Below are 10,928 nucleotides of genomic sequence, written 5' to 3'. Positions count from 1 at the left end.
AAGGCACATGGACCTGAACCATGCGCGTCTACCAATTCCGCCACGTGGGCATTGTTGCTGCTTCCTGCTATTCGCTGCGTGTTCTGCAGCGACGGACAAAATCATAAGGGCTGGCGGCGATTCGGTCAATGAACATTTTGCTGTTTTTCTCAAGAAAGGCTGTTTTCTTCTGAAAAAGCCTGTTTCCCTATGAGAAATGGAGAAAACTGCCTGTTTTTTCAGCGCGCCGCCTGGTTGTCTTGGTCTGTGCGGCCGGAAATGAAAAAAGCCGCAAACTCGTGAAAGTTTGCGGCTTTTTTGCGAATCCGGTAATGGTGCCCACGGAGGGACTCGAACCCCCACACCCAAAGGCACATGGACCTGAACCATGCGCGTCTACCAATTCCGCCACGTGGGCACTGATGCTGCTTGACAACTTACTACAACAACTCTGTTATTATAGCGGCTTGAAGAGTTTTGCGCCAGATGAGCTTTCGCTCCATACTGCACATCAACCCTGTACCGCTTTCCTGTAACGCCTCACTGTTGAAGGTGATTCGCTGCAAGAGACAAGGATTATAGAGCAATATTTGCCGATGTCAAATGCCTGGCGCGCTTTTCCATAAATTTTCATCAGGGAGCGAGCAGGCCTGTTTACAGTACGCTGTCTGTTAGGCAAACCAGGGCGCTGTCCGGTAGACTACGGTCTATCACCGTGTCAATATTGACGGTGATGTCATCGGCCTGTTTTCCGTTTGATCACTGTCAATACAACTATAGAAATACTTTTGAGCCAAAATACCCACACCATCCCCAGCCGGGAGGACATTCTCGGCATATTCCGCAGCGTCAACGCGCCTCTCGATCCGCAGTCACTCGGGAAAACGCTGGCAGTGCATGCCGATTCCATGGATGTCCTGGTCCGTCGCCTGAAGGCGATGGAGCGCGACGGCCAGCTCAAGTCTGACGCCAGCGGCATCTTCAGCCTGGCCGACCAGAGCGCGCTGGTCGCCGGTCGCGTGACCAGCCACCGCGACGGCTTCGGCTTTGTGATCCCTGACGACGCCAGCGCCGACCTGTTCCTGCCTGAAAAGGAAATGCAGAAAGTGCTGCATGGCGACAAGGTCATGGCCCGCATCGTCGGCACCGACCGCCGCGGCCGTCCGGAAGGCACCATCGTGGAAGTCACCTACCGCGCCAATACCCATGTGATCGGCCGCCTGATCCAGGAAAACGGTACCTGGGTAGTGGCGCCGGAAGACCAGCGCATCGGCCAGGACATCCTGGTCACCGGTTCGGTGGGCAAGGCCAAGGCAGGGCAGATCGTCAGCGTCGAGCTGACCGAGCAGCCGATGCGCTTCAAGCAGCCGGTCGGCAAGATTGTCGAAGTGCTTGGTGCACTCGATGACCCCGGCATGGAAATCGAAATCGCCGTGCGCAAATTCAATGTGCCGCATATCTTTTCCGCCGCCGCCCTGAAACAGGCTGAAAAGCTGCCGTTCGAAGTGCGCGCCGCCGACCTGAAAGACCGTGTCGACCTGCGCGACGTGCCGATGGTGACCATCGATGGCGAAGACGCGCGCGACTTCGACGATGCCGTCTATTGCGAACCGGTGAAAGTGGGCCGCGCCAACTGTTTCCGCCTGATCGTGGCGATCGCCGACGTCAGCCATTACGTGAAGCCGAACGACGCGCTCGATACCGACGCGCTCGAACGCAGCACCTCCGTCTACTTCCCGCGCCGCGTGATCCCGATGCTGCCGGAAAAACTGTCGAATGGCCTGTGCTCGCTGAACCCGGCCGTCGACCGCCTGACGCTGGTGTGCGACGCCGTCGTCACCGAAAAGGGCGAAATCAAGGCCTACCAGTTCTACCCGGCCGTGATCCACTCGGCCGCGCGCCTGACCTATGACGAAGTGGCCGCCGTACTGGGCAACACCAAGGGTCCCGAGGCCGCGCGCCGCGCCGAGATCCTGCCGCACCTGCAGAACCTGGAACGCGTCTACCGCGCCTTGCTGAAGGCGCGCAGCGAACGCGGCGCGATCGATTTCGAGACCACCGAAACCTATATCGTCTGCAACAGCGCCGGCAAGATCGAAAAGATCATCCCGCGCACGCGCAACGAAGCGCACAAGATCATCGAAGAGTGCATGCTGGCGGCCAACGTCTGCGCGGCCGACCTGCTGCTGCGCCACAAGCATCCGGGCACCTACCGCATCCACGCCAGCCCGACCAAGGAAAAGCTCACGCAAGTGCGCACCTTCCTGAAACAGGTGGGGCTGAACCTGACCGGCGGCGACACGCCAACGGCCACCGACTACCAGACCCTGATGCAGCAGATCAAGGAGCGTCCCGACGCGGCCCTGCTGCAGACCATGCTGCTGCGCTCGATGCAGCAGGCCGTCTACAGCCCGGACAATATCGGCCACTTCGGCCTGGCGTACGAGGCGTATGCCCACTTCACCAGCCCGATCCGCCGCTATCCCGACCTGCTGACGCACCGCGCCATCAAGGCCATTTTGCAAGGCAAGAAGTACGAGCCGAAGTTGTCGGAAAAAACCGTGCTCAACACCAACGTGTCGAACGCCACGCGCAAGCAGCAGGCGAAGGACAAGGCGGAAGGCAAGCCGAAGAAAACCGACCTGACCATCTGGGACGCGTTGGGCGTGCATTGCTCGGCCAACGAACGCCGCGCCGACGAAGCGTCGCGCGATGTCGAAGCCTGGCTCAAGTGCTACTTCATGCAAGATAAACTGGGCGAGGAATTCACCGGCACCATTACCGGCGTGACCACCTTCGGCGTGTTCGTGCAATTGGATACCCTGTTTGTCGAAGGCCTGGTGCATGTCACCGAACTGGGTACCGACTACTTCCAGTACGACGATGCGCGCCATGAACTGCGCGGCGAACGCACCGGCAAGCGCTATCAGCTGACCGACCGCCTGACGGTGCAGGTGGCCGGCGTTGACCTGGAAACGCGCAAGATCGATCTGCGCCTGGTGACCGAAGGCGAAGTGGCTGGCGAAGAACCATCGGACCCGCCTGCCGGCGGCAAGCGCAACAAGAAAGCCATGGTCAAGCCCGGTCCGGCGACCGAGCAGCGCCATGAAATCAAGGCTGGCGGCGGCAACGGCGCCTCCCGGCAAAAGCGCGGCAAGTCCGGCGGCAATGGCAACAGCAATGGCAACAACAACTCCGCAGCGCCTGCTGCGGCCGCACCACGAGCAGCAAAAACTGTATCAAAGACCAGCAAGAAGAAGCGATAAACAATGAAGAATAAAATGATTTTCGGCTTCCACGCCGTGACCTCGCGCCTGCGCCATGAAGCGTCGTCGGTGGAAGAAATTTTTGTCGATGCCAGCCGCGTCGACGGCCGCATGAAAGACATGATTGCCGCCGCCAAGGCTGCCGGCGTGCGCGTGATGCCGGTCGATTCCGCGCGTCTCGACAAGATCGTCGGCACCCGCCGCCACCAGGGCGTGATCGCGTTTGCGTCGCAGCTGTCGCTGGCGCGCAATCTCGATGAGCTGCTGGACGCGGTCGACGGCCCGCCGCTGCTGCTGATCCTCGACGGCATCACCGACCCGCACAACCTGGGCGCCTGTTTGCGCGTGGCCGACGGTGTCGGCGCACACGCCGTGATCGTGCCGAAAGACCGCGCCGTGGGCCTGAACGCCACCGCCGCCAAGGTCGCCAGCGGCGCCGCCGAGACCGTGCCGTACATCACGGTCACCAACCTGGCGCGCACCATGCGCGAACTGAAAGAGCGCGGCATCTGGCTGATCGGCACCTCGGACGACGGCGAAAAAGGCCTGTACGAAGCCGACTTCACGGGACCGACCGCGCTGGTGATGGGTTCCGAGGGCGAAGGCATGCGCCGCCTGACACGCGACACCTGCGACATCCTGGTCAATATTCCGATGTTCGGTTCGGTCGAAAGCCTGAACGTGTCGGTGGCTTCCGGTGTTTGCCTGTACGAGGCCCGCCGCCAGCGTATCGCGCTGGAAGCATAAACGTCTTTTTTACCCCAAAGCAAACCCTGGGGTCGTACCCTCAGGGTACGACCCCGGCCCTTCGCAGTTGGGGTGAATGCAGTTCATAAGCCGCCGCCCTCGAGGCGGCGGTTGTTTATCCGCCCCTCCAGCAATCCCCCGCGCAATACGCTACCATTTGCATCCTGTCACCCATTACGAAACACGTCCCATGTTCCACCACCTGCGCGAAGATATCAACAGCATCATTGAACGTGACCCGGCCGCCCGCAATGGCTGGGAGGTGCTGACCTGTTATCCGGGCCTGCACGCCATCGTCATGCACGGCTGGGCGCACTGGTGCTGGACGCGGCGCCTGAAGTGGGTAGGGCGCTTCATTTCCTATATCGCCCGCATCATCACCGGCATCGAGATCCATCCGGGCGCCGTGATCGGCCGGCGCGTGTTTATCGACCACGGCTTCGGCGTGGTGATCGGCGAGACGGCGGTGGTTGGCGACGACTGCACCATCTACCAGGGCGTGACCCTGGGCGGCACCTCGCTGCATACGGGAACCAAGCGCCATCCTACCTTGGAGCGCGGCGTGATCGTCGGCGCCGGCGCGCAGGTGCTGGGCAGTTTTACCGTCGGCGCCTACGCCAAGGTGGGCTCGAACGCGGTGCTGCTCAAACCCGTGCCGAGCGGCGCCACGGCGGTGGGCAACCCCGCACATATCGTGCAGAAGGACCTCAACACGCTGCGCGAAGGCAGCACGGCCCATCTGTTTGCCGCCTACGGCGTCACGCCGAACGGCGACGATCCGCTGTCGAAAGCGCTGCAGGGCCTGATCACGCACGCGGTGGCCCAGGAGCAGCGCATCGAAACCATCCTGGCCACCCTCCAGCGCGCCGGCATTTGCTGCCAGGGCGTGGCCGAATGTGATAAATTGGATACGGAACAGATGAACAAGCTGGTGGACTAGTGAAAGAGGATACGCATGAGTACTGATGTAAGCACCGCAAGCACCGACAATCCCAACCTGCTCGACCCGTTCGAGATCCGCGTCCTGGCCGTCCTGGCCGAAAAAGAAGCCCTGACGCCCGACAGCTACCCGCTTTCGCTCAACGCCCTGACCAACGGCTGCAACCAGCTGTCCAGCCGCGACCCCGTGATGGCACTCACCGAAGAAACCGTGTACGACGTGCTGCAGCGCCTGATGCAGCGCAAGTTTGTCAACGGCATCACCCAGGCCGGCGCGCGCGTGGCCAAGTACGAACACCGCATGCGCATCAAATGGTCGCTGGAACAGGACAAGCTGGCCATTTTGACGATCCTGATGCTGCGCGGCCTGCAGACGGCCGGCGAAATCCGCAGCCGCAGCGGCCGCGTGCACGAATTCAAATCGGTGGCCGAGGTGGAAGCTGGCCTGCAGTTCCTGATCGACAAATACCCGCCGCTGGTGGCCAAGCTGGCTGTCGCGCCCGGCGCCAAGGAGCCGCGCTACGGCCATCTGCTCGGTGGCGCCGAAGCGCTGGCGCAGATCGAGACGGCGGCAGGCTACGCCGGCGCCGTCAGCGCGCCGCAGCAGGGCAGCAGGGTGGCCCAGCTGGAACAGGAAGTGCTGCAGCTGCGCAGCGATTTCGATGGCCTGGCGGCGCAGTTCGAAGCATTCCGCAAACAGTTTGAATAAAAAGTGCGTAGGTCGGATTAGGCGCAAAGCGCCGTAATCCGACAACATTGTTGGCGCGGGCGCATCTCTGCCCGTCCTCGGGCTGCTGGCGCACCCTCACCAATGAAGGGCAAGAGGTGACGGCTACTGCGCCTGGGGATCGAAACAGGCTTGCCATGTCAGCGCCGATGCCGGGTAGCGTTGCGCTTTCTTGAAGGCTGCCCGCGCCGTTCCTGGCTGTGCATGCCCCAGCAGCGCCACGCCCAGGTTGTAATGGGTATGGCTGTCGCCTGCGCCCAGCTTGACCGCCAGGCCGAGCAAGGCGACGGCTTCCTGATACTTGCCCTGGTCGCACAGCACGGCGCCCAGGCAAGTGAGGATATCCGTGTCCTGTGGCGATAGCGCCAGCGCGCGCCGCAGCATGGCTTCGGCCGCCGCCATGTTTTCGTCCCATCGGCTGGTGTCGCTGTGCAGCTCTTGCATCAGCGCCTTGCTGGCGGCGATCGCATCCTGCGTGGCTATCATCTGCTTCGGGCCTGCCAGCCGCTATGCCGGCCAGGCACCGGCATTGCTGCCAGTTTCGTAACTGACGCTGGCGGAAAAATCCCAGTCATCGGTATCGCGCCCGGTCTTCTCGGCCCATGCCTCGGCAGCGACATACAGCAGCTCCTCCAGCCAGTCATCGAGATCATCCGGCATGCGTGTCGGGTCCGCCAGCACGGCGTCATAGGCGGCCTTGCCGCTGCCGACGACATGGCATCGCGCATACAGGAACGCGTCACCCGACGTGCCCGAGTCGCGCGCGTTGTCGGCGTATATCTTGCCGTCGAGCTTGTACAGCGCCTGGGCCAGGCATTCCTCGAAACCCTTGATGTCCTTGACCGGCAATTCGGACAGGGCAAGCATCAAAGGTTCGACAGCGCCCTCGGCATCGCCTCCCTCCATGGCCTCGCGGTCGATCTGGTCTATCAACTGCCAAAACTTGTCTTCATTCATCGCTACTTCCCCGTAAAATGATCGATCGAGTCCGAAAATATCGTGCATGCGCAGGCGGCGTGAGTCGTCCGGTACCGCATCCTGAGCTTGCTTAGATTATCATCTTGCTCAAATGCCAAGCGCACCGTTACCGTTGTTGCCATTCACCTGCCCACAAGGAACCAGACCATGTCCCCGACCATTGATAAATTTGCGCCCGCCACGGATTGGCAAACGTTCGAAGCGGCACACCAGTTTGAAGACACCGTCTTCAGGCTGGCCAGCGCGTCGCTGCAGCTGCTGGGGCAGTCGGAGTTCAGGGAGCACGCATTTTCCGCATTTGCCTTCAATGCCGTCTCGTTCCCGACCCTGTCGCTCAGCTTCGATACCCGTGCGGACAACAAGGAGCTGGAATATTATCCGCCCGACTGGTCGAACGAGTGCATGGAAGCCGATGTGCCGGCCATCGGACAATTGTGGGATGAGGGTTACGCCACGATTGCAGAGGCTTTGGGCGAGCTGATGGAGCGCGCCGACGACGAACTGCTGGACGCCATCGAGGCAGGCTACCTGCACAGCCTGCGCAAGGTGATGGTGCGGCTGGAAACGAACCGCGCCTTCGGCAGCATCAAAACGTGCCCCCGTTTCTGGACGCTGGTGACGCAGATCGATGCCGATACCGATGAAGAGGAGCGGCTGCTCGACCAGGCCAGGCTGGCGGCGGGCAGCACTCAATTTTCGGGATAATTGGCCGGATCGATCGCCGGCGTACTGTGATGGGCAAACACATCGCTGCGGTGCGGTTTGTTCTGCTGCGCGCGCTTTTCCTCTGACGGCGGGCTGATCAGCACGATGGAAGCCTCGTCCGGATTGCGCAGGTTGACCGCCGCGCTGACGCCGCCATTGCGGTAGCTGCCCATGACGCCAATGGCCATCTGCACCAATAGCGTGGCCGCGCCCGTGTTGCCGAGGCGATGGTCGCTGTCGATCCATTGCGCAAGGTTGCCGCTGTCGAGTTCGGTGCCGCCATCTTCCGCGTGTTTCAGCAGGGTCTTGTGCAGTGCCACGATCTGCTCCGTCTTGCCGCCGGTGGCGGCGATCAGGCGCACGGGCGCTGCCGGCCGCTCGGCCTCGGGCAGGGTGCGCAGCGCTTCCTGCCAGCCGGCCTGCAAGGCGCGTTCGCGCTGGTCGCGCCGCGTCAACGGTTTGCCATGCTCGTCGACCATTTTCACGTAGGTCGGGCGGTGGACAAAGCCCAGCGTGGGCAAGCCATCCAGCTGCGCCAGTTGTTCCTTGTTGAACGGCAAGGGAAACCACGGTGTCGGTTGCCAGTCCTTTGGCGGGTGGTAGTTGCGGCCAGGCAGCTTGTCGAGCAGGCTGAAGCTGCCGGTGCCGCGGATATCGGTGCGGCGGGCAAATTGCGCGGCGACGGGTAGCCATTCTTCGATGGTGGGCTGGCGCATCGTAAATGCTTTGGGATTGTCTTTCTTGCCAGGATGAGGCACGCGAGTCATTAGTTCGTCGTAGGCAAGATACAGGCGCCGCGCCACGCCATAGTGATTAAGATCGTCCACACTGTCCTCGGGAGGCGCATCGTTGAAGGCAAACTTGCGTACCAAGTCGATACGTTCGCGCCGTGCCAGCACGAACAGGGCGGAGGCGTCCGGCATTTCGGGGATGTAGCGGCCGTCTCTGACCAGTGACGGTAAATCATCGGGACGATAGAGGTCGCGCGTGGGTATGCTGTCTTCCGAATTGAGCACAATGTATGGCACATCAGGGTTGGCGTCGAAAAAAGCAAATACGTCTTCCAAGATGCGGTCAGGATATTCGCTCAAACGGCGCGGACCGGCAGCAAACAGATGCCAATGCAGGCCTGAGGAAGAATAGCCTCCGGCCAAGCCGATTGCCGGTGCGTCTGGAGTATCGAGCATGTCGGAGTTATAGATAGGAGGCTCGGCATTAAACACCGGGATACCGAAATACATGGGCAGGCGTTTTGCTCCATTTTCCAGTGTGTCACCACTACGTCCCCCGGCAATTCCTGCTCTCTCCATGGCATCCCATGGATACTTTTCCTTGTCCTGTTCGCGTATGCTGGAATGAGGGTGGCCTTTCTGAAGCGCTTCCCACAGTTTGCCTTGGCGATATTTATCGAGCGTGACGCCCAGGCCGATAACTTCCAGCACATATTCACGTTTGGATTGTTCGCTGACCGGCGTCGCTTGCACAATTGGCTTGGCTGTGGGAACCAGTTTTGGCTGATTGAACCAGCGTGATCCCAGCAAACTTCCAGCAACAATTGGCGGTATCAGAAAAAGCAAGTGGAGGAATTTTTCTGTGCGGCTGGTCATTATTTTCTCCTCGAAGCACCGAGTGGGGAATGCGGGCGTGTTTTTCATTTTGGTATATCGTTGATGGCTCGACGGCTGAGAGCTGGGAACGGGGATTCGGTACGGCGCCCATCGATCGTTTCGCACACAACCGTTGATGGCAGGCCCGCTTGAAGCGCTGGAACACAGGCGGGCAGCAGTCCAGAACTGTAGTAGGTTGCATTGACTTCAATAAGTTGTTTGCGTTGTGCGCATTCCGCAGCCCAGTAAGGTCCGAATTTTTTCTTGAAATCATCCCATCGAAGAATGGATGGTCGTACTGGATTGCGTATATCGTTTTGCAACCGCCAATCCGCCACCGCACACAAATACCGGTAAAACCCCGGATCGCTGCACGCCTTGCCACCGCCAATGGCCACGTCATAGGCCGTTACCTGCCGATGATTCTGCGCATTGCCGATAATCGCGCCATGAAACGACTTGGGACTGACTTCATGCTGCCAGCGCCTGCGCGCCTCGTTCGGGGTTTCCTCTCGCACGATATATAACCGGTCGCCGCCACCCGGATAACGGCTGATGCGTATCAATTTGCACTGATCGCCGATCTTCTTGTCCAGATTCCAGGCCAGCTGTACCTGCTGGTGCGGACCGGAACCAAACAGGCCCGGGCCGTGTTCCGGCAGCCGCTGCAGCAAAGGGCGCGGATCGGCCACGACGTCCTGCGGAAGTTGCCGCAAGCCCCGGCTGCTGGTAATGGCAATCGCCGCATCGATCGGATCGACGTCTTCGCACGGGCCTTGCTCCTTGCGCGGCAGCGTGGCCTGGCTCGAGGTGGGAGGGAACTGCGCGGGACGCACTTCGCCGCCATCGAGCACGGCGGTGGCGGGCACGCGCAGCGCTTCGCCGTTGATGGTGCGCAGTCCCGCACGCCGGCCCGCTTCGGTTGAAAAGATCTGCCACTTGTTCGGCTGCACGGGCGGCCACGCCGCCTGGTCATGATTGGCGCGGTGGCTGCGGTTGGCGCCGGCCACATGGTCATGGTCATCTTCACCATCGAGGCGCAGCGCGAAGTCGTGCGCAGGGGCGCCGACCAGTACCGGGCCGGTGGTCTTTTTCGCCGGGTCCAGCCGCAGTTTGCCGGTAAATACGCGCTGATAGAACCCGGATCCCAGTTCCGCCAGAGGCTGGCGGCGCTGATACTCCTTTTCCCAACGGGTCGGCCCGTCGCCCCAAATGCTTTTTTGCGTCCTGCCCTGTGTCTCGGACAGGCGATGCCCGTCCAGGTAATCGGGCACTCCCTGCCAGCCGATGCCCTGCATATTGTCCAGCGCGACCGTCATGTCTTCCGGGCAGAAGTACAGATACACCTTGCCGCGATTGTCGCGGTCCCCCTCGGCGCGCCACGAGGCACCGGCAATGCCATGACATTGCGCGTGATCCTTGATCTGGTCGAAAGCTGGCACGGCATGTTTTTTTGCCGCCACGCCCTGCACGATCTGCGCCAAGGTCTGCAGGCGCGCATGGAAGGTCTGGCGGTTGTCGATGGCATCGTACTGGCCATCCATGGCCGCATCTTTGCCGCCGCCGAAGATGCGGCTGGCCTCGGCTGTGCCGAAGAACATGGTGGTCTCTTCCACCAGGCTGTAGGGCGGATGCGTGAGGATCAGGGTATCGGCGGGGCGCTTGCCTTCGTCGAGCAGAAAAGCCTGCGCCAGCAGCGAGATCAGGCAGCCCTGGCTGTGGGCCACGATGGAGACGACGTCGTTGCTGTCATAGTCGCGGATCATGGCGATCAAGGCCGCCAGCCTCCTGGCGGCCAGCACCATGTACATGCGGCCCGGCGCCGTCTTCAGGGGCCGCACCGGGTCGCCGCCAAAATCGACGGGCGAATACAGTCCCTTGTTCCACATGTCGGGCAGGGTATTGGTGGCGTTGCCGAACGGGCCGCCGTTCTTCGTCAGGGCCTTGCCGAGTCGGTTGACGTAGCGGTCCGTGTTCTGC

General features: G+C 61.3%; 10 protein-coding genes and 1 tRNA gene. 6 read left to right on the top strand and 5 right to left on the bottom strand.

The genetic code is table 11. The features are described from left to right. Positions 1 to 193: hypothetical protein (locus RTQ46_RS14265; protein WP_312437512.1), on the top strand; the 193-nt coding region annotated here is incomplete at its 5' end. Positions 194 to 312: 119 nt separating this feature from the next. On the opposite strand, the gene RTQ46_RS14260 is transcribed toward RTQ46_RS14265, so the two are convergent. Further along, positions 313 to 397, bottom strand: a tRNA-Leu gene (locus tag RTQ46_RS14260). A 370-nt stretch (positions 398 to 767) separates the two neighbouring features. Here RTQ46_RS14260 and rnr point away from each other — a divergent pair. From rnr to RTQ46_RS14240, 4 genes are all read left to right on the top strand, one after another. Next, a complete protein-coding gene (rnr, locus tag RTQ46_RS14255) occupies positions 768 to 3,245 on the top strand; it encodes a ribonuclease R (RefSeq protein ID WP_312437510.1) in 2,478 nt (825 codons plus the stop codon). A 3-nt stretch (positions 3,246 to 3,248) separates the two neighbouring features. After that, positions 3,249 to 3,992: a 23S rRNA (guanosine(2251)-2'-O)-methyltransferase RlmB gene (gene rlmB / locus RTQ46_RS14250; RefSeq protein WP_308922064.1), complete on the top strand. Its 744-nt coding sequence runs from the start codon at positions 3,249 to 3,251 to the stop codon at positions 3,990 to 3,992. A 190-nt stretch (positions 3,993 to 4,182) separates the two neighbouring features. Further along, positions 4,183 to 4,932: a serine O-acetyltransferase gene (cysE, locus tag RTQ46_RS14245; RefSeq protein ID WP_312437505.1), complete on the top strand. Its 750-nt coding sequence runs from the start codon at positions 4,183 to 4,185 to the stop codon at positions 4,930 to 4,932. 15 nt (positions 4,933 to 4,947) lie between these two features. Then, complete coding sequence (locus tag RTQ46_RS14240; protein ID WP_312437503.1) at positions 4,948 to 5,640, top strand: YceH family protein; 693 nt, start codon at positions 4,948 to 4,950, stop codon at positions 5,638 to 5,640. 123 nt (positions 5,641 to 5,763) lie between these two features. On the opposite strand, the gene RTQ46_RS14235 is transcribed toward RTQ46_RS14240, so the two are convergent. Further along, positions 5,764 to 6,144: a tetratricopeptide repeat protein gene (locus RTQ46_RS14235; RefSeq protein WP_312437501.1), complete on the bottom strand. Its 381-nt coding sequence runs from the start codon at positions 6,142 to 6,144 to the stop codon at positions 5,764 to 5,766. 21 nt (positions 6,145 to 6,165) lie between these two features. Then, the gene (locus RTQ46_RS14230) at positions 6,166 to 6,663 is read right to left on the bottom strand and encodes a DUF4240 domain-containing protein (RefSeq protein WP_312437499.1); all 498 of its coding nucleotides are present in this window, start codon (positions 6,661 to 6,663) and stop codon (positions 6,166 to 6,168) included. 120 nt (positions 6,664 to 6,783) lie between these two features. Here RTQ46_RS14230 and RTQ46_RS14225 point away from each other — a divergent pair, with 120 nt between their 5' ends. After that, the gene (locus RTQ46_RS14225; RefSeq protein ID WP_312437497.1) at positions 6,784 to 7,341 is read left to right on the top strand and encodes a hypothetical protein; all 558 of its coding nucleotides are present in this window, start codon (positions 6,784 to 6,786) and stop codon (positions 7,339 to 7,341) included. On the opposite strand, the gene RTQ46_RS14220 is transcribed toward RTQ46_RS14225, so the two are convergent. Beyond that, a complete protein-coding gene (locus tag RTQ46_RS14220) occupies positions 7,326 to 8,948 on the bottom strand; it encodes a DUF2875 family protein (protein WP_312437495.1) in 1,623 nt (540 codons plus the stop codon). The genes RTQ46_RS14225 and RTQ46_RS14220 overlap by 16 nt on opposite strands. A 44-nt stretch (positions 8,949 to 8,992) precedes the next feature. Continuing rightward, positions 8,993 to 10,928 (bottom strand): DUF3274 domain-containing protein (locus tag RTQ46_RS14215; protein ID WP_312437493.1); only part of this gene is annotated, 1,936 nt, incomplete at its 5' end.

The sequence above is a fragment of the Janthinobacterium sp. genome, from assembly GCF_031995485.1.
Taxonomy (GTDB): domain Bacteria; phylum Pseudomonadota; class Gammaproteobacteria; order Burkholderiales; family Burkholderiaceae_D; genus Janthinobacterium.
The sequence above is the reverse complement of the archived record's forward strand: the minus strand, read 5'-3'. Positions and strand labels throughout refer to the sequence as shown.

Coding starts and splice junctions, on each gene's coding strand:
- RTQ46_RS14225 (WP_312437497.1), top strand. CDS start 6,784: ATGTCCCCGACCATTGATAAATTTGCGCCCGCCACGGATTGGCAAACG.
- cysE (WP_312437505.1), top strand. CDS start 4,183: ATGTTCCACCACCTGCGCGAAGATATCAACAGCATCATTGAACGTGAC.
- rlmB (WP_308922064.1), top strand. CDS start 3,249: ATGAAGAATAAAATGATTTTCGGCTTCCACGCCGTGACCTCGCGCCTG.
- RTQ46_RS14235 (WP_312437501.1), bottom strand. CDS start 6,144: ATGATAGCCACGCAGGATGCGATCGCCGCCAGCAAGGCGCTGATGCAA.
- RTQ46_RS14220 (WP_312437495.1), bottom strand. CDS start 8,948: ATGACCAGCCGCACAGAAAAATTCCTCCACTTGCTTTTTCTGATACCG.
- RTQ46_RS14240 (WP_312437503.1), top strand. CDS start 4,948: ATGAGTACTGATGTAAGCACCGCAAGCACCGACAATCCCAACCTGCTC.
- RTQ46_RS14230 (WP_312437499.1), bottom strand. CDS start 6,663: ATGCACGATATTTTCGGACTCGATCGATCATTTTACGGGGAAGTAGCG.